Origin of the sequence: Blautia sp. AF14-40, assembly GCF_003479665.1 — a bacterium.
GTDB classification, from domain to species: Bacteria; Bacillota; Clostridia; order Lachnospirales; family Lachnospiraceae; genus Fusicatenibacter; species Fusicatenibacter saccharivorans.
This window is the reverse complement of the sequence record NZ_QUHK01000037.1, coordinates 1-18300: the sequence shown is the minus strand read 5'-3', so window position 1 is coordinate 18300 and position 18300 is coordinate 1. Positions and strand designations below refer to the sequence as shown.

The window sequence follows — 18300 nt, the reverse complement described above, 5'->3', positions numbered from 1 at the left end:
ATAAGAAAAAGTTCCAAAATAAGATATAATAAAATTCCAAGAAACATAACACTATTTCAAGATTATTGTAATTTTTGAAGATTTTGTGTATGATACAAGAGTTCGCCAAGAACCAAAAGTGAAAAACAAAGGTAAAATTTACTTGTTATAAATAGGATTTGCAGAAAGGATGTTTGAACTCGTCTAAAAAGTTGAGTGACTCAACTTTTTAGACTGACTATCATTTGTGGAGGTATTCACTATGGCAGAACAAACCAGTCTGGTTGCACAGCAGGTCCGCCTTATGCACTGGGCAGAACAGATCAGAGAATGTCAGAACCGTCCGGAAGGTATGGATGTATCGACCTGGTGTGAACAAAATTACATTACAAAAGCCAACTATTATTATCCACTGAAAAGGGTTCGGCAGATGTACCTGGATCAGCTTCCTGAGGCAGAAAAGCCTGCTTTCGTTGAACTTCCGCGTTTAAAAGCGGAAAGAACAGCAACTGTGCCCGAAGTTCCAGTGATGTGTATCAAAAACGGAAATGGACTTTCGGCAGATATATTTTCTTCAGTTTCTCCCCAGTTGCTCCGTTGTCTGGTAGAGGCATTTAGTCATGTTGAATGATGCCGCTGTTTCACACTTCAAAAAAGTTTATCTGGCCCCCGGTTATACGGATCTCCGCCGGGGGATCGATGGATTTGCTTCTATTGTACGCTTTCAGTTTGAACTTGACCCTTATGATAAAAATACGCTTTTTCTGTTCTGCGGAAGAAAAAAAGCAGCAGGATCAAGGCACCAAATAAATTGTTTAATCCTCTTAATGTCCGTGCATAGCAGATTTGTTTGTACAGTTTTTCAAATTTGCTCATTTATAGCTATACATTTAAAAGTTTTGCACTTGTTTTTTATCTCACCAAGAAAATTGTAAGAGGGTCAGACCACAATGTCTCTCACACGCTTTCTTTTATACTCTGCGGGATGCTTTTAATCCTCGATTGCTGCCTTACGGGCATTGATTGCCTTTATCACATCCATATCAAACTTGGGTTTACGTTCATAGGTATACAGACCGTTTAACTCCTGCTCCACATCATACAGCTGGGTATAACAGAAGGCAAACATATGGGGATTGTCCAAAAGGGCATCGGTCAGTCCCTTATATCGGTTCAGGAATTCCTCCTTGGTAGCAGGACCTGCACCATAGCCCCAGCCATCCTTTTCAACACCTTCCTCGTCCCACTTGATACCGCCATACTCACTGATGAAGGTAGGGATACCCTTTACAGGTGTCTGCCTGTAGCCATGATGATCTTCCAAATCACCTCCCTGTTTAAAGGACTCGTAGGTTGCTGCAAACTTTGCCGGATCCTGCTCATAATTGTGTAAGTCATAGATGTCCGTCACCACATGATAATTTCCGCTGGTATCAATGCAGGGTCTGGTGGTGTCATACAGCTTTGTCATCTTATACACATTGGCCAGTAAGCTGTCATCCTGCCTTCTTCCCTCATAATCCCATGTCTCATTAAACGGACACCAGCCGATGATGGCGGGATGGTTGAAGTCTCTCTCCAAGGCTTCCATCCACTCAGGCAGGAAATATTTTAATGCTGCGGGATTGCTGTAATCCAGTCCCCAACAGCCCTGCTCGCCCCATACCAGATAGCCTGCTTTATCGCAGTGATACAAGAACAGAGGCTCAAATACCTTCTGATGGAGTCTTGCGCCGTTGAAGCCTGCAGCCATGGACAGTTCCACATCCTTGACAAGTGCTTCCTCTGTAGGCGCTGTGTAAATGCCATCCGGATAGAAGCCCTGATCCAGCACCAGTCTTTGGAACACGCTCTTATCGTTGATAAGGAATTTCTCTCCATCCAGTCTTACCTCACGCATACCAAAGTAGCTTTCTACCTTATCTTCTCCATAGGTTAATGTAAGGTCATACAGTCTGCCATGACCCGGCTCCCACTTTTCCAGACGGGATAAAGGAAGTGTCATGGTAACGGTGCCGCCCTCTGACTTTGCGCTTACGCTGCCACAGGGCTCTCCCCCATAAAAGGCCTTTGCTTCCAGTGTGCCCTGCCCCTTTACTACCGCCTTAATTCCCAGAGTTGCCTCTGCCAGGTTTGGATAATATTGCACTTTTTCAATGTAGCTTTCCGGTACCCACTCAAGCCATACCGTCTGCCAGATACCTGTCGTTCTGGTATAATCACAGCCTCTGGAGTAGAAGAAATGACTCTGCTTTCCCTTGGGCTGCTTTCCGCTTCTCACATCATCTGCTGCAAAAAGCGTAATGTCATTTTCTCCTTTCTTTACAAACTTTGTAATATTAAACGTAAAGGAAACATAACCACCCTGGTGTCTGCCTGCCTCTACTCCATTGATCCATACTCTTGCATTATAGTCCACTGCGCCGAAGTGTAAGAGAAGATCTCCCTTCAGCTCCTCCCCTGTCAATGTGATGGTGCGGTGATACCATACGCCGGGGATAAAGTCCTTATAGCCGATTCCGCTCAGATCACTTTCCGGGCAGAAGGGCACCAGGATCTTCTTCTCCCAATCTGTCTTTCCTTCCTGCCATTTCTGATCTATGCCGCTGCATCCAAAGTCAAAGGAAAAATCCCATTCTCCATTCAGGTTTTTCCAATGCTCCCTCTTCATCTGGGGCTGGGGATGCTCCGGTCTGGGTATTTGTGTCATAATTTTGTCCTCCTGTGATCATTTATTTGGGTTGATTTCATTTTTATTTTATATAGTGAAAGCCATAGTTGACAGGCTTGCTCCTTTTTACTACAATGCTGTTATTACATTATTGCAATTTGCTTTCAAAAAATGGAGGAACCACCATGCCTCAGGAAATTACACGCACACAGATTGAAAAATACACTGTCTACACCGGCCCTACCGCGGAAAGCTTTTCTCCCATCATGGCCGGTATCACTTACCCGGATCCTGCCTATGAGATCCTGGTTTATCGCAGACCCCTGTGTGTGTTTGAATACGTTTTAAGCGGCCGTGGACATATCGAGCGAAACGGCAGTATCCTCACTGTAAATGCCGGAGATGCCTATATCCTTACTGCCGGCACCTACCACCACTACTATTCAGACAAAGTTGATCCCTGGACCAAGATCTGGTTCAATGTCAGCGGCAGTCTGGTACAGCATCTTCTCTCCGATTACGGCTTAGACGGTGTCACCCTGATCCCCCGCTTCCATAACGAAACACCTCTGACCCGGATCCTTGATGCCTTTACCGCCGACCCTGTACACTCTGCTGACAAGCTGGCTGTACTGCTCCATCAATATATTCAGGAGCTTGCGGATTTTCTGGCAAACAAAGTTCCCATCAATCCTACTGCACTGGCGATCCGCAATTATATCGATATGCACTTAACAGAAAGTCTGTCCTTGGATCATCTGGCAGATACCGTTTCCCTGTCCCGCTCCAGGCTCATCCACCTGTTCCAGGAGGTATATCATGTTGCTCCCTACCAGTATTACCTGTCCCAGAAGTGCAAGCTGGCCCAGTCCATGCTAAGCCGCACCACTCTTCCTGTTTCTGCCATCTCCACACAGCTTGGGTTCTTAGACCCTCACCACTTTTCTTCCTTTTTCAAGAAACAGTGCGGTCTTTCCCCGGCTTCTTACAGAAAACTCCACACAGCGCCTGGGAATTTTCCCACCTAAGTATTATTCTTTCTAAAAATGGAACCAAGGCAACGAAACTACTTTTTAAGTACTTTCATTGCCTTGGATTATAGTGCATTTTCTTTCTGTTTACGATACAAAATACAGCTAAAAAGGTATGAATTATTGCTACTACATATTCGGTTTACGTTTACCATTTGGGCTTCGATTTGATTTGCAATCTCACCCACCTAATCGCCTGATCAAGTTTCTGTTCGTAGGCTCAAGAACTTTGCTACACCACTTCCTCCATCCATACCGTTACTGATACTGACTTGTGATTCGCTACACTTGACGGTAAATACCCGTGACTGGACTTGCACCAGCAAGATTAGTGCCATGCTCGGCACACAAAATGACTGCCCCGCCTGCTCAAATGCAGGCAGAACAGTCATCTGATTTTTTTATTCACTTTTTATGAAACAAATTTTCCAACGATCAGGCAGATTACAATCGTAATCACCATATCCGGCAGAGTGTTTCCCAGCGGCATGTCGATGTTCATCAGAATTCGGTATACCACAAATCCAATCACCCAGATGATCAGATTCGGAATATGTACGGCCAGGCTGCTCTTGTCCCGTTTCAGCAGGAAAAAGTCGGCAATCTGGATTGCGATCATCGGTGCAAAGACCGAGCCGATCAGATAGAGGAAATCTGTGATGTTGTCCATCGGATATACAATCGCTGCGATGGTTCCAATGACGGTGACAACGATGGCCACATGCTTTCCATTCCATTTGCTTACGACAGTCTCGCTGGAAATTCCTGCGGAGTAGGCATCCAGAAATGTCGTTGTTACTGTTGAAAATACAATAATCAGAAGGCCCGCAATGCCAAGGCCTGCCTTCAGCATGATCTGCGCGATGTCATATTCTCCGGTGATGATCGCTGCTCCCATTCCAATCACATACATCCAGCAGCTGACGATTCCATAGACAACCGCGCTGATGGCCGTTGCTTTGACCGGTTCTTTTGCTTCTCTTGTGTAATCGCTGATCAGCGGCAGCCAGGATAACGGCATCGCAACCGCAAGTTCTACTGCTGCACCGAATGTCATACTGTCATCCGATGGTGCTCCTGCTCCGCCTCCGGCAAAGATGACCTTGCTCAGGATCAGGCTAAGCAGAAATAATGCTGCCATGGCAACCGTGTTGATTTTACCAAGATTCGTGATTCCGATCACAATCCATAGAATAATCAGGACTCCGATCACAAGGCACCAGATCCATCTGCCCGTATGCATTACGCCGTCTGCGGCGAGCGCTCCGTCATAGATCATGATGGCGGTCCAGCCAACGAGCTGCAATACATTCAGGACAGCAAAAAGGATGCTTCCCTTCTGTCCAAAACTCATTTTTACGGTTTCCATGGCACTTTTTCTGACCCTGCCGCCGATCACGCCCGCCAGAAACAGCATCAGGCATCCGATGATATGGCCGATAAGAATCGCTGCCAGACCTTTTCCCATGCCGAGCGGTGCAAGGTAGGTTCCGGTCAGGATTTCGGCAATCGAGACACCTGCCCCAAACCAGATCAGGCCATTCTCGAACAGGCCGGTACGTTTTTCGTTCATTTTCATGTTCCTCTCTTTGCTTATATTTTCATACCGGAAACCATTTTAGCACAGAAGGGAAAATGCGGCAATGAATTTACTCTATCCGTTCATCTGACTCCCAATCTTTCTCCAATCATCCCAGCTTTTCAGACCATTCTGCTTCCTTAAAGCCGATCAGCACGGTATCACCATCGATCAGCAGCGGGCGTTTCACCAGCATACCATTCGTGGCAAGAAGCTGCAGCTGTTCCTCTTCGCTCATGGCAGGAAGTTTGTCCTTCAGTTTCATTTCTTTATAAAGAAGGCCGCTGGTATTAAAGAACTTTTTAAGTGGAAAGCCGCTCTTAGAATACCATTCCTTTAACTCACCGCAGGTTGGATTCACATCCACGATGTTGCGCTCGGTATATTCTATTTTCTGTGCATCTAACCATTTTTTCGCTTTCTGGCAGGTTGAGCATTTTGGGTAACATATAAATAATATTTCTCCATCTCCAATCAAATATAATTTATCCATAATCCTGTATCTTTTGCCGGAATCATTTCAGCACAGGAACGGAGGATCGGCAATTATTTTCCTTCTTCCAAGATCAATTCCAGCACCTTCATCAGCTTCGGAATCCAGCCCATCTATCTTATATAGACGAGCTGTTTGGGCTCTTTTGGTCTTTCCTTTTTCACAATTATGCAATAATAATCTATAACTTTGCACATACCAAATCATACAAAGCACTCATAAGTTCTTCCCCGTTCCGGCATTCTGCGACCATCGAAATAACCGCATTCTTGTCCGGAAGGATCATAGAAATCTGAGAATATTTTCCATCCGCCCGATAGGAATTGTATTCTCCTCTCCAGAAAAGATAACCATAATTGTCTGTATCGGATGCTGCTGTACTTTCTTCTATCCATTTTTCGAATAAAATCTGTTTTCCATTCCATTTTCCTTTATTCAGGTAAAACAATCCGAATTTATGAAGTTCAGAAAGTGTAAGGAACAATCCACCTGCGCCAAAACTGTTTCCAAGAGGATCCGTCTCCCATGTCGGCCGCTTGATTCCAAGATGTTTAAAAAGCCTTGGTGTAAGATAAGAGACCAGATCGCATCCGGAACGTCTCTGTACAAGAATGCCTGCCAGGTAGGGACCAACATTATTATATACAAAATGTGTACCTGGCTTATATTGAAACGGAATCGCCAAAGACATTTTTACCCAGTCATCCTCCTGGTATAATGGCCGCTGTTCTCCCATAAGGCTGCCCTGTTCCTGTCCTAAACACATCGTAAGCAGGTCTCGAACCGTTGCCATTTTCAGATTATCATCGATCACATCGGGTAAATCTTCGGGAAAGGCATCCGTCAGTTTTTCATCTAAAGACAGTAATCCTTCCTGGACAGCAAAACCAACTGCACAGGATGTGAAGCTCTTCGTTGCAGAATAGATATTTCTACGGCATTCGGGTTCGCTGTACCATTCATTTATGAGGTCGCCATCTTTTGTGACCTTTATTCCAAGAACGTGAAAGGTTTTTGCAGCTCCTATAAAATCAGATATGTCCATAGCTAGGTTCCTCCTTTATTTTTACTATAATAATTTGTAGTATCTTTGCCATGTTGTCTTTCTGAAATTTTTATAAACCTATGTATATTTCCTCCTCATCAACCACTTCTGATCAATACATTTCACCTCACCATCAAACCGAATATGAAGATGAACTCCACCAGATCTCAGATTAATCTTTTCTATGATTCCATCTCCGAATTTCGGATGTGTGATATTGTCTCCAATTTTATATTGAACAACTTCATCCTTCTGCTTCTGTGCTTTCTGCTGGCGCTGATACGTATCTCGAATCGGCACTGTCTTATCATGAATCCGGCTTTTTAATACTTTATCATAGTTATGATCCAACAGCGCCTCTCCTGCCTTATAATAAGGTGTCGGTGCTGCACCTATAAGAGAACAACAATATTTCCACGCACTTCCATGTGTTCCAGCCTGCCATTTATACTTCTCAGGTATCCGCATATTGTACTGCATGTAATGCGCATATTCATGCTTGAATAAATCGATACGATCCTCTTTTGACAACGGATTGTTGACTCCATACGCAACAAAGAGCAGGGAAAAATGAAAATGTTCCTTTTCATGAGCACTCTGCCTTGTATAGGATCCCAGAGAATCGGTCTCAAATCCAAATGTTACCGGTATTTTTGCTCCATTCAAATGAAATTTCCGGTCCAGTTCCTGATATAAATTCTGAATTAATGCTGTCAAAATTGGGATTTCTTTCTGCAGCCGCTGGCGTAAAAACTGGTTTTCTTGATCATAATAAGTCATTCTTTCATGTTTCCTCCCAGCTTTTCTATTGCCACTTCTTCCATATCTCCGGCTGATAACCGAGCGTAGAAAGTTTTCCATTTCTGACCACTGGTGTCTTAATTACAGATGGATTTTCCATCACTTTCTGAAGCTTATCCTCATCAGCAATGTATTTAATCAAAGCTAATAAATCCTTGTCTTTGCCATCCCAATTAATCATATTTTCCAGTCCACCATTTGCCTGAGCTACAGAATTAAATTCTCCTTTGCTCATGCCTTTTTCCTTCATGTCTACGAACTGGTACTTGATGCCGCGCTCTTTGAAAAAACGCTCAGCTTTCTTTGTATCGTTGCATTTCTTAGTTCCGAATATTTGTATGTTCATTGTAATGTTCCCTTCTAGCTCCAAAATTATATTTAATTCTTCGGATTATCCCTTTCGCAATAAAGCACTATAACAACTGTGTCATTAATCCTCAATAACCAGTACCTTCTCACCCTATCACATTTCCGAGATAATCACACCTTCACTTAAAGCGACTTGATTCCATACTTTACAGATCAGTTCATACTTATTTCAACTCACATCTTTCTGGAATACGACTGTAAGAAGATCCAACTTTACAAATTTCTTTTTTCTATTTTCTAGATTTTTTCTTCAATATATCCCGTTTTCTGTAGTAAACGACTCTTCCATCGTATCTGATATTTCCTATACGCACTGGAATGTATTTCCTGTGTTTTACATTTATTCGCAACAATTCGGTATTGCAATTGATATTCCACTAGCTGAGACCGCAAAGCATTTTCCGTTGCCTCTAGTTGACTGGCAGCCTTCACAAGATCCGATCCTTTTAATTCAATCAAATATGCTGTCTTGGAGGTTTCGTTCATAAGAAGATAATCACATCTGTCACCTGTCTTAATTACTTTTCCGTCTATCTGATAATGTGTTACTTCCGAATTTGAAACATTATTTGCTTTATGATATTGTGAATTCCCTTTATCTCGAGAAACAATCTGTTTCGCATTTTTGCCACATAAAGATATAAATCCGTTTAACGGCATTAGAACACCACACTTTCTTCATTGGTAGTCTGTAGTTCCAGCAATCGTTCAAAATCTTCATTAATTACTTTAGAGATTTCGTCAATTTTTTCATTTTGAATCATATGAATATCTGCATCCATACAATTTTCAATTGTTCCATTTTTTACAAACCAAGAATCAAATGCATTATAATCCAGCCATAAAGATTCCCGAATAATTTTGTTTGCTTCTTTTCTCGCCTGTGGCGAAATCGTTTTTGCATATAATAAATTATTTAACGTTCCCAATACATACGGGCTATGTGTTGTCAGTACAATCGAATGTCCGCAGTTATTGACTAATGCAATCAATTCCGTAATATATTTCTGTGATTCCGGAAACAAATGTGACTCCGGCTCTTCAATAATAAATAGAATTTCTTTTTGTTGAACTAAGTAGTAAAACAATAGATTCAAAATCCAGACACATTCCTGCTGTCCCGAAGACGAAAAGTTTATCTTTACATATTTCCCATCCTCTAAAACAATCTGTTCTTCTCCATTGCTATAACGGTAAGTTCCACGCAGTATTTTCTGAGTTAAATCCAGTGCCTGCGCCACAAGTCGCGGTGACAATCCAGAACGCCCCGATGAATAAGCTAAGCCCTGCAGCCCCTCTGAAAATTCTGGTTTTAATCGAAGTATCCTCTCCAGGTAATCTTTTGTGCAGGTATCCAAAGATCTTTTCTGCATATCATCCATTGTGGCATAAATATAACTCAATTGCTGAGAAAGTAGCGTAATCATACTGCGTCCTGCCGGAATATAGACGACAGAACAAGAATCCTCAAAAATCTCATATAAATTCTTTTTAAAAATCCTCAGATCCTCTTCAGAGATTCCCAATGGTGTTACAGAAAGTGTATGGTTATTTGCTTTCAAAAAACGAATCAGTTCATTACTCATCGTGATCCAAATGTAGTTTGGTGTAGAATATCTGCTATCATTTTCCAAAGAAATCTTAACATAGCATGTCTTAGTGAAATGATATTCCATGTACATGTCGTTTGGCATGCCCCATGATGATCCAAAGGTTCTTAAAAATTTTTCACGCAAATAATTTTCAAGAGCTTTTCTCAAAGTAATTCCATGTTCTATACTAAGAGTACTTTTCGCTCCATATACAGGTGTCGCATCCAATGCCTGCGATTTTGCAAGCTCGATGATATCATCTTTAATTGTTCTAAAATAATAAATTGCTTTGGCAATTGTACTCTTTCCAGATGCCTGAAAACCCGTAAAGTTCATAAATTGGGAACACTCCAGTTCACAGGTCTCAACAGGACCGAGTTTGTTGATAATTAATTTTGGCAATGTATGTTACTCCTTGTCTCATTTATAATAGTTATTGGTTTAATTGGGTTTTGAAAAACATTTTTCCTCATCATATTCTTACATGAAATCTAGCTAAAACATCATTCTTAAGGGATCATCACAAAATCTTTCCATAGATTTTTCTGGGCTAATATGATATATTTATGTTTTCTTTAGATTTTTTTATTTTCTCTTTCGAGTACCAGACCCCAATGTGTACATGAGTAAGTCCGGCATACGGACATACCTGGTGTTGTAATACTGCTTGCAGGCTTCCATACCAAAGGCACATGCCATATATGTTTTGCCACAGCCTGTTGCACCGGTAATAAATAGATTCCGGTGTTCAGATATATATTCGCAGGTTGCAAGTCGCTTTATCAGTTCTTTGTTTAACCTGCGTCCAGAAGTATAGTTGATATCCATGATGCTTGCTTCCGGCTGATCAAATCCAGCGTTGCGGATCAGACGCTTCTGGCGGTTATTTTTTCGCTTGCTGTATTCGATATCCACCAGCATTCCGAAGCGATCCTCAAAAGGAACTTCTTTGAATTTAGGATCGTCAAGCTGGGTGCGGAATGCATCTGCCATTGTGGTAAGACGCATTTCAATAAGTTTATCTATTGTACTCTGATTTGTCATATGTGATTACCTCCGATAGTAGTCTGCACCTCTTGTGATGCCGTGTGCTTTACGTGTGGTCTTGGACTCAGATGATTCCGATTCTGTTTTTACAGAACCCGTTACAAGGATGTTTTTGATACTCTTGTAACTGGGCGAGGATGTATAGGCCAAAGCCTTTTTACAGGATGCTTCAAGCAAAGCCTCTGAATATTTATCAGCAAGCTTTAGAAGTCCCATACAGCTCCGATACGTCTGTTGTTCCACTCGTTTGGAGGTCAGTATTGCATTGACCACAGTGTACGTATTTATGCCAATCCGCTTAGCCCATTTACGGAAACAGTCGCCATTCCACTCCAGATACTTCTGGTGGTCTTCCGGCATATGCTCTGTAATGGTACTGTACTGCCCAGGACGTCCTTTCAGACGCCGATGGGAAGCAATGCGGTTATGACTGTAAAAAATTTCAACGGTTGTATCTGTTATCTTTACATCAACTTTCTTTTTGATGTATTCATACGGAACTGAGTATAGCATTCCGTCCACAGATATGTGATAATTGAACTGAACAGTGGCTGTCTTCCAGTCACTCAGTTCAAAACGGGTTGCAGGTAATGGCGCAAGAAATGGCTTTTCATCTTCAAGGAATAAGTCTAACCGGCTGCCCTCTTTCTTTTGAAAGAGTTTTCGGTTGAATTGCTCCAGCTTTTCTCTGATTGCACGGTTTAATTCGGCAAGAGAAAAGAACTGCTCATTACGGAGTGCTGCTGTTATCCAGGTAGAGAGATTTCCTACCGTTCCTTCCGCATTTGGCTTATCCTTGGGTGCTCTGACACGAGCCGGAATGATAGCTGTGCCATAGTATTCTGCCATTTCCTGATAGGTTTCATTAATCTGCTGGTCTTTCCAGCCACCATTATGGACGACTGCAGTTTTGCAGTTGTCTGGTACAAGGATTCGGGCAACGCCGCCAAAAAACTCGTACATATGGACATGGGCGTTAATCCATGATTTCTGCTTCATATCCAGGAAGGCTTCTACATACGCATACTGGCTGTAGGTCATTACACCTACGAATATGTAAGCCTTTAAGATTTCACCAGTATCTGGATCGATGATTGTTGCAGGATCACCTGCCCAGTCGACCTCGACCTGTTCGCCAGGTTTGCGGTTGATATGCATGGTAGCACGTCGTTTCTGCTCATCCTGTTGGATGTGATAACAGAACTGTGAATACATGAGAGGTTCCTCGCCGTTAGCACGGCAATCCTCCATGTATTCCGTCCACAGGAGCTTTTTGCTGACTCCGTTACGGAGCAACTCCTTGCTGATGTAATCATAGTCCGGCATACGCTTGTTTTGTGATACCGTACTTTCCTTGGAAAACATAAGCCTTTGAAGTTCAACATCTGTCATGGATTCATCGAGAGGCCAGAAAAGCTTTAATTCTCTGGCACGTTTTTGAACTTTGACTACAGTTTTCTGAGCAACACCACAGCTTGCCATGATGTTGCGTTGAGAGAAGCCCAATCCGGTAAGCCGGATGATTTCTCGATACTTGGTCATAATCGTGACCTCCTTGTAATGAATTTACACTATAAAGTGTATATCTCCATTATAAGGATTTAATAACAAAGTGATTTCCTTTTTAGCGGAATAATGATTTCCTTTAAAACGGAACGGTGATTTCCATAAACCGGACAGGTGATGGACTTCGCTCCGGATTATTCAATAAATGCGGGCCTCCGACTACCTGCATTTCTTTTGCCATCCTTCTTTTGGTTGTCAGGCATACTTCCTGTTTACACACTTCAGGAAGAAAATGCAGGTTCTCTCCAGTTGATATATATTCCCTGTGTAACATGAATAGTTCCCACCAACGCCGCAGAAGTATATAAAATCTCACCGTAACGATAAGTACATATGTTGCCTTCCATCCTGACCACGATGTCGGCCCTCTGGTTCTTTTGGGATTTCGGCGCTCACTAGCTATCCCTGTTACCTTGCTGTCTACGCTTAGCCTGCAGCGTTACCGCGGCAGACTCAAGACTCGCTTCAAATGCTGTGGTTAGCAGCTTATTTGATGGGGCTTCCACCCACCGGACTATATACCCTTAGCTGGACGCACGGTCAGACCCCGAGAGTCTCCAGACAAGCTAAACTTATCCCTCTTAATCGATACGCATTCCATCACGATAAATTTTCTGATATTTTTCTAAATTTTGTTCATACTATATTCGCGTGGTCAAGTACCCATATCAAGCTAATAAATATTATTATTTTCCCAGTTTTTGCGAAAGGGTGTCTAAAATATTTTGATTGAATTTTTCTGATAGAAACGATGTAATATCAGCAAGACGATTACAATACGTTACAGTTCCCATATCGGCAATACGTCTACTTTTACTACGAGGATATTGTTTTTCTATTCGTTCTTTTTCTTCATTCATAAGAAGTTTTAATTTTTCAATATATTCACATATTTCGTGAAGCGTTATTGTAAAGTCCATACCTAAAAACGAATTATTATCAGCTAATAATTTTTTCCAGTTAATTGGTAAAGGAAAATTGCTTGAATCTAGAATGATATGGGTGGATCCCTTAAATAAATATAACCATTTCAAACATTCAGTCAAATCTTTTCTAAATAATAAAAGATTATATATATCAGGACAAATAGCTGCTGTCGAGCATTCAGCAGTAGAATGAACAATGTTAACATGGGATTTTATTTCAGCATCCTTTTTCCAAGTTTTTAATAATTCTACAGTATATTTGTGTTCATCTTTATCAATTACAATGGAACAGTTTGAACACAGCCAAATGCCATTATCTATAGAACTTCTCTCTTCAGGTGTCATAGCAGCATTATAACGAGGCCCACCTGGTGCAGCTGCAGTTATATGAGCCGCAATTCCTATACTGATTGATTTGGAGCCTCCCTCTTGAGCTCCAACAGTTGGTTTTTGGCAATCTGGGTTTGAGCATCGATATCCCGCACGCTTGGCAAGCATATCTTTTACTTGCTGTGAAAAATCATCTCTATTTTTATTCATTGCATTCTCCATAAGAAATCAGTTTTGTTAATGTGCTCGTGGTGTCAAGTACCAGTATTCCATCAGCTGAAATATTGAACTTCCAAGGTACAAAGCTCATTTTAGGCGTGGTAAGTCTTAATTATTGAATAATGCCCCTTACTTTCAATATTTCAAAGTTTATCGCATCCTCAATATCGTTCCTCAGCATACGCATATTGGGATAAGCACCCTCTTTAATAACTTTTTCAAAAAACGATAAAACAGAATTATTTTCAATAAGCACTTTATCCTCAGCATCTATCTGTTCCATTAGCCCTGTATAACATTTTCTTGCAATTTTCAATTTATTATCTACGCTAATCGGATTAAAAATAACAACTTTAGAAAATCTTGAATAGATTGGTGTCCCCAGATACTTTTCCGCTTCTTCTTCAGTTCTGTAATTCGTAGTGCAAATAATAATACACTTGGAAACATCCACTGAATAATTCGAATCGACAAAAGTACCTTCATCAAACATTTGATAAAAAGCATTGTAGAATGAAGGAGATACCTTATCAAATTCGTCTAACAGTATAACATTAGATCTGCGTCTAATCAATTCACGAGCCAAGCTATCCTCACCATGATCGGCACCAAAAATGTACTGATAAGCACTGTTCGTCTGCTGCATTGAAAATTGGATTCTAACCATATCCGTACCTAGACACGAACTAATATATTTTGCCGTCTCTGTTTTTCCGATACCTGAATCACCCAAAAATAGAAGCGTAACTGGCCTTCTACGCTCACTATTCCGTAAAGCATAAATTGAAGCCAACGATTGCTTCATTACATGGGGTTGTCCTATTACAGCATCATTAAACCCTTCAGACATCTTACACATATCCTCTATTGTGATTTCAGGATATAAAGTCCGATGCTCTGTGATTATTTCTTTTTCGTAATTCTTTACAATATCCTCATAAATTTTTATCGGAGGATTGCAAAGCCATAGATTTTTAACATTAACTTTCAGATTACGCAAAACATTGTTAGAAAAGCCAAGAATTGCCCACTCTCTCACACCACCGTAATCGTCCGTGTGAACTAGAAGATTCTCTACTTCCATAGGTGGATCTTTTTTTCCACCTACACCTTCAATCTTTACGTCAGTCTTATTGATGTGATTAACAACGTCCACCAAGAAGTACTCACCTGTAAGTTTTTCAGTCGCTTCTTCGAAATCTTTGTCCGCTCCCCAATATATCTCTATTCTATCCATTATCCCTCCAACACCCCAGCTAACACAACATCGTATACATCAACTCCAGTAGCTGTAGAACTGTCTTCCAATGTAGAATCATAATTTACACGTTTAGACACTTTTGTAGTTCCAAACTCAAACTCTTTTTGAACCTGCAAATCAGACTTTTCAATTTTTCCCACATGGATCGCATAGTATGTAAGTCGCATCTTAGGTAAATCAGACATCGTATAGCTGTTTCTGAAAGCGCTACGATTAAATCTCAAAATGACATCCTTACCATCAACAGTAGCCACAAATTCATAATAGCCACGGCCTTTCTCTATGGCTTCCTCTATTTTAGTTATGTCAATTTTCATCGCTTCGCCATCGTCGGTCTTGAATGGTAATTCGCCATCAATCATGCTAAGAAAAGGAGCTATTAGCATAATATACGAAAAGGAATTTACTTCCGGTCTAACAACCACTTTAGGGAATACTTTAATACCGCTACAACGCTTATTCTTTGATCTGCGCTGGTCAGCATCAAGCAGAGCAATAAAATCTGCAAGCAGTGTATTTTCAAGAATATTTTTAGCAATCCTATCGGACTTTCTCGAAAGATCTGTATTTACACTCGCTTCTACATTGACTGTCGCACCACTTAAAAAAGTAAAGATTTTGGATAACGCATTTTTTTCAGTTCCTATGCCACCCTCTATACCCGCAGTTCCCTCAATTCCAGAGTTAACTTCAGTGATAAACTCTGTCGTCTTCTTAAGTTCACCACCTGCAATAATCTGCATGAAATCCGCAACAAATGCTTCGTCAAAATATACTATTTTCAAAAAATTTGTATTGTCCATAATTCTTTCTCCTTGCAAATTACTCAAAGCCAAAAACTTTATCACCCCTAAACTATAAGTGGTACTATTGTAAGTCCTCATTAACCAGTATCTTTTCATCCTACCACATTTCTGAGATGATTACCCCTAACATTTCCAATCATAAATTCGTACAATTTGTTCGGTTTGTACAGTTCGTTTCATTTTATCCAAGCGGATTATCTCAAAAACGCACTCCAAAGACTTTTTAGCTGGCCGCTTCCCCTCCATTCGAAACATGCTCAGAATCCTGAAGATTTTTCTAAGACCGTAATCACAATCCTATCATAAATTTGTGTATTCGCTGGATTAAGCATTTGTATCTACACTGATCCAGATGATTATACAATCTATTCTTATTTTTGATCTTTCGGCATCTCCTCCCTGGTCCACTTACCAGTTTTTAAATCAATGAATTCATCCAACTTGATCTTTCCCTCAAAATCAGCTCCATACTCACCTGCCTGGGTCTGGTCGTCAAATTTAAAGCTATTGTTATAATATCTACCTGTCTTGGTTTTACAAATCAGATCATTCCTAACCATAAACTGGATCACTCGCTTATGATTCGTTAATCCTCAATAACCAGGATTTCGGCGCTCACTAGCTAGCCCTGTTACCTTGCTGTCTACGCTTAGCCTGCAGCGTTGCCGCGGCAGACTCAAGACTCGCTTCAAATGCTGTGGTTAGCAGCTTATTTGATGGGGCTTCCACCCACCGGACTATATACCCTTAGCTGGACGCACGGTCAGACCCCAATGTGGTCAACTCACAAACGAGGGCACCAAGCGAGTGATTGATATTTACGTTTATCACGATATCTTTCTATAATAAATCTGAAATGCTCTGTTGAAGATCTATTATTTCTGCCGTATTAAAATGTATTACTATTCCATATGCAATGCAAATATAGTTTCCACTTATAGGATCAAATTTCACACCTGGTCCATAGATATTTCTGTTTCTTTCTCCAAAAACATCCTTGACTTCATCTGGCAAAACATTATAAACCGGACAACTAATTTGCAGCGTATAAAACCCAGCTTTCAAATCATTTCCATGATCGCTGAACCACTCGCTTTCGAAAGTACCGTTTTCAGAAAACGCTTTACACTGAGCCTGATAATTAATTCCTTTCAACGTAAGAAGTATCGGCGTTCCATTAGGAATGTTAGATGATACTCGAAACATCAGTCTTCCACCATACAATTCATCATCTAAAGAAGCCTTAATTTTTAATGCCCTTCCTTCTTCAGGATCTTTAGGCGCTAATTCTTCTGACAGTGGAAGGAGATCTCCCATTTCGACGTAATTGTCTTTGTAGTACCAACGCCCATGTTTTTGCCTAAATCCCCATGAGGATATATAATTATAATTCAGTTGATCAATTGTTGGATCAGAGAACTGAAATCCTTTATTTTTGTAATCAATTCTTGAATAAGCTCTAAGCAAAGGAATTACAGGAATATGATATTGATTATAAGCATCCACATAAGGCATACACTCTATATCATAAATATCTAAATTCTTATCACTATAAACTTTACGTTTTTCAGAAATATATTCAAATATTTCTTCATCTGAATATTGATAGTTAACTGGATACGGTTCTACAGAAAAATAAAAGTCTCCAACTAATGAAGAATATTCCCATGATAATTGCTCTTCGCCATATGTAGAAGATGAAATACTAGATACTTCGTTACGAACATATTTGAACATTTCCTCAATTTTCAGATTTGGTATAGTCATTGCATCCTTTAACACTTGGGTATATAAACCATTACTACCTAAACCATCTGAAGCACCACAATCTGCACTTGTAGAATAAGCAATTATAGTTCCTTTAGGCGGATTTGAGATAGCGGTGAACCCTGTCGAAAAACCTCTTCCCATAGCAAATGGATTGTTTCGACATGCATCTAAAATACAAATAATGGTTTTTGCATTATAAGCAGATACTCCCTCAAGAAAAACATCTAAACTGTAGCAAGATACTTTAGTCTTTGCTTCACTAGTCATCTGAAGATCTATTGGGATAATATAATTCTTTCCTTCAATTTGCATACCATGACCCGCATAAAATAGTAATCCAACGGCATGTTCATCAAGATCCTTCAAAAAAGTATTCACAGCCCCTTGAATATCTGTCAACGATGCATCTAACAATGTTGTTACGTCAAAGTTGAGTTTCTGTAATACAGCTGTTATATCATTAGCATCATTTTTAGGATTTTTTAACGGTTCGACATATTGGTAATTGGAATTTCCAATTACTAGTGCAATTCTATCACTCATTATTATACTTATCCTTTCTGCATCAATAACCTGACTCATATCTATGACCATCAATACTAATAATGATAAGCCATTAATTTTTCTTTGAAAATTGGACTTTTTCATCTACACAAAGCAGTTTCATGTACTCTGACAATTCACGTACGATTAAAATCGAAGCAAAAAGAGTTCTGATATGAAATCTATTGGCTCTTTTCCCTCATAGCATCAACTCAAAGATTCTTCAAAGTTTTTAGCTAAAATCAACTAATATTTTCAAAATCTCTATTTTT

The 18300-nt window shown here is 40.5% G+C and carries 17 protein-coding genes and 1 pseudogene; 3 read left to right on the top strand and 15 right to left on the bottom strand.

Annotated features, from left to right (window positions below; all coding sequences use genetic code 11):
- The first annotated feature begins 283 nt into the window (after nucleotides 1-283).
- Entirely contained in the window at nucleotides 284-610 is a 327-nt protein-coding gene (locus tag DWW13_RS16295; protein ID WP_330425625.1) for a hypothetical protein, read from the top strand.
- A complete protein-coding gene (gene tnpB, locus DWW13_RS20215; protein ID WP_118720591.1) occupies nucleotides 600-914 on the top strand; it encodes an IS66 family insertion sequence element accessory protein TnpB in 315 nt (104 codons plus the stop codon). Before DWW13_RS16295 ends, tnpB begins: the two co-directional genes overlap by 11 nt.
- A 56-nt stretch (nucleotides 915-970) precedes the next feature.
- On the opposite strand, the gene DWW13_RS16285 is transcribed toward tnpB, so the two are convergent.
- On the bottom strand, nucleotides 971-2689 hold the full coding sequence (locus tag DWW13_RS16285) for a glycoside hydrolase family 2 protein (protein ID WP_022462035.1): 1719 nt from the start codon (nucleotides 2687-2689) through the stop codon (nucleotides 971-973).
- Nucleotides 2690-2835: 146 nt separating this feature from the next.
- Here DWW13_RS16285 and DWW13_RS16280 point away from each other — a divergent pair, with 146 nt between their 5' ends.
- Nucleotides 2836-3678: an AraC family transcriptional regulator gene (locus DWW13_RS16280; protein WP_055228666.1), complete on the top strand. Its 843-nt coding sequence runs from the start codon at nucleotides 2836-2838 to the stop codon at nucleotides 3676-3678.
- Nucleotides 3679-4093: 415 nt separating this feature from the next.
- On the opposite strand, the gene cytX is transcribed toward DWW13_RS16280, so the two are convergent.
- The 14 genes and pseudogenes from cytX to DWW13_RS16205 form a co-directional block, all read right to left on the bottom strand.
- On the bottom strand, nucleotides 4094-5254 hold the full coding sequence (cytX, locus tag DWW13_RS16270; protein ID WP_022462800.1) for a putative hydroxymethylpyrimidine transporter CytX: 1161 nt from the start codon (nucleotides 5252-5254) through the stop codon (nucleotides 4094-4096).
- A gap of 115 nt (nucleotides 5255-5369) precedes the next feature.
- Complete coding sequence (locus tag DWW13_RS16265) at nucleotides 5370-5753, bottom strand: arsenate reductase family protein (protein WP_330425624.1); 384 nt, start codon at nucleotides 5751-5753, stop codon at nucleotides 5370-5372.
- 181 nt (nucleotides 5754-5934) lie between these two features.
- A complete protein-coding gene (locus tag DWW13_RS16260) occupies nucleotides 5935-6798 on the bottom strand; it encodes a serine hydrolase domain-containing protein (protein ID WP_118720587.1) in 864 nt (287 codons plus the stop codon).
- A 78-nt stretch (nucleotides 6799-6876) separates the two neighbouring features.
- The gene (locus tag DWW13_RS16255) at nucleotides 6877-7578 is read right to left on the bottom strand and encodes a hypothetical protein (protein ID WP_118720585.1); all 702 of its coding nucleotides are present in this window, start codon (nucleotides 7576-7578) and stop codon (nucleotides 6877-6879) included.
- 25 nt (nucleotides 7579-7603) lie between these two features.
- Nucleotides 7604-7945 (bottom strand): arsenate reductase family protein, encoded by a 342-nt coding sequence (locus tag DWW13_RS16250; RefSeq protein ID WP_055222169.1) that lies wholly within the window; start codon nucleotides 7943-7945, stop codon nucleotides 7604-7606.
- 260 nt (nucleotides 7946-8205) lie between these two features.
- Entirely contained in the window at nucleotides 8206-8628 is a 423-nt protein-coding gene (locus DWW13_RS16245) for a hypothetical protein (protein ID WP_118720583.1), read from the bottom strand.
- Complete coding sequence (locus DWW13_RS16240) at nucleotides 8628-9962, bottom strand: AAA family ATPase (RefSeq protein ID WP_118720581.1); 1335 nt, start codon at nucleotides 9960-9962, stop codon at nucleotides 8628-8630. The genes DWW13_RS16245 and DWW13_RS16240 overlap by 1 nt, the downstream gene beginning before the upstream one ends.
- A gap of 219 nt (nucleotides 9963-10181) precedes the next feature.
- Nucleotides 10182-10604, bottom strand: a pseudogene (locus tag DWW13_RS16235) (ATP-binding protein); the annotation flags it as partial.
- 6 nt (nucleotides 10605-10610) lie between these two features.
- On the bottom strand, nucleotides 10611-12149 hold the full coding sequence (istA, locus tag DWW13_RS16230) for an IS21 family transposase (protein WP_118720579.1): 1539 nt from the start codon (nucleotides 12147-12149) through the stop codon (nucleotides 10611-10613).
- A 710-nt stretch (nucleotides 12150-12859) separates the two neighbouring features.
- Nucleotides 12860-13639, bottom strand: a complete 780-nt coding sequence (locus tag DWW13_RS16225; RefSeq protein WP_118720577.1) for a hypothetical protein — start codon at nucleotides 13637-13639, stop codon at nucleotides 12860-12862.
- A 121-nt stretch (nucleotides 13640-13760) separates the two neighbouring features.
- The gene (locus DWW13_RS16220; protein WP_118720575.1) at nucleotides 13761-14885 is read right to left on the bottom strand and encodes an AAA family ATPase; all 1125 of its coding nucleotides are present in this window, start codon (nucleotides 14883-14885) and stop codon (nucleotides 13761-13763) included.
- Entirely contained in the window at nucleotides 14885-15712 is an 828-nt protein-coding gene (locus DWW13_RS16215; RefSeq protein ID WP_118720573.1) for a DUF6414 family protein, read from the bottom strand. The genes DWW13_RS16220 and DWW13_RS16215 overlap by 1 nt, the downstream gene beginning before the upstream one ends.
- A gap of 374 nt (nucleotides 15713-16086) precedes the next feature.
- Complete coding sequence (locus DWW13_RS19195; protein ID WP_118720571.1) at nucleotides 16087-16275, bottom strand: hypothetical protein; 189 nt, start codon at nucleotides 16273-16275, stop codon at nucleotides 16087-16089.
- Between the two features lie 280 nt (nucleotides 16276-16555).
- The gene (locus DWW13_RS16205; protein ID WP_118720593.1) at nucleotides 16556-18028 is read right to left on the bottom strand and encodes a caspase family protein; all 1473 of its coding nucleotides are present in this window, start codon (nucleotides 18026-18028) and stop codon (nucleotides 16556-16558) included.
- Nucleotides 18029-18300: the final 272 nt, after the last annotated feature.

Excerpts from the sequence above, each read along its gene's own strand:
- DWW13_RS16295 (WP_330425625.1), top strand. The coding sequence starts at position 284 with ATGCACTGGGCAGAACAGATCAGAGAATGTCAGAACCGTCCGGAAGGT.
- tnpB (WP_118720591.1), top strand. The coding sequence starts at position 600 with ATGTTGAATGATGCCGCTGTTTCACACTTCAAAAAAGTTTATCTGGCC.
- DWW13_RS16285 (WP_022462035.1), bottom strand. The coding sequence starts at position 2,689 with ATGACACAAATACCCAGACCGGAGCATCCCCAGCCCCAGATGAAGAGG.
- DWW13_RS16280 (WP_055228666.1), top strand. The coding sequence starts at position 2,836 with ATGCCTCAGGAAATTACACGCACACAGATTGAAAAATACACTGTCTAC.
- cytX (WP_022462800.1), bottom strand. The coding sequence starts at position 5,254 with ATGAACGAAAAACGTACCGGCCTGTTCGAGAATGGCCTGATCTGGTTT.
- DWW13_RS16265 (WP_330425624.1), bottom strand. The coding sequence starts at position 5,753 with ATGGATAAATTATATTTGATTGGAGATGGAGAAATATTATTTATATGT.
- DWW13_RS16260 (WP_118720587.1), bottom strand. The coding sequence starts at position 6,798 with ATGGACATATCTGATTTTATAGGAGCTGCAAAAACCTTTCACGTTCTT.
- DWW13_RS16255 (WP_118720585.1), bottom strand. The coding sequence starts at position 7,578 with ATGACTTATTATGATCAAGAAAACCAGTTTTTACGCCAGCGGCTGCAG.
- DWW13_RS16250 (WP_055222169.1), bottom strand. The coding sequence starts at position 7,945 with ATGAACATACAAATATTCGGAACTAAGAAATGCAACGATACAAAGAAA.
- DWW13_RS16245 (WP_118720583.1), bottom strand. The coding sequence starts at position 8,628 with ATGCCGTTAAACGGATTTATATCTTTATGTGGCAAAAATGCGAAACAG.
- istA (WP_118720579.1), bottom strand. The coding sequence starts at position 12,149 with ATGACCAAGTATCGAGAAATCATCCGGCTTACCGGATTGGGCTTCTCT.
- DWW13_RS16225 (WP_118720577.1), bottom strand. The coding sequence starts at position 13,639 with ATGAATAAAAATAGAGATGATTTTTCACAGCAAGTAAAAGATATGCTT.
- DWW13_RS16220 (WP_118720575.1), bottom strand. The coding sequence starts at position 14,885 with ATGGATAGAATAGAGATATATTGGGGAGCGGACAAAGATTTCGAAGAA.
- DWW13_RS16215 (WP_118720573.1), bottom strand. The coding sequence starts at position 15,712 with ATGGACAATACAAATTTTTTGAAAATAGTATATTTTGACGAAGCATTT.
- DWW13_RS19195 (WP_118720571.1), bottom strand. The coding sequence starts at position 16,275 with ATGGTTAGGAATGATCTGATTTGTAAAACCAAGACAGGTAGATATTAT.
- DWW13_RS16205 (WP_118720593.1), bottom strand. The coding sequence starts at position 18,028 with ATGAGTGATAGAATTGCACTAGTAATTGGAAATTCCAATTACCAATAT.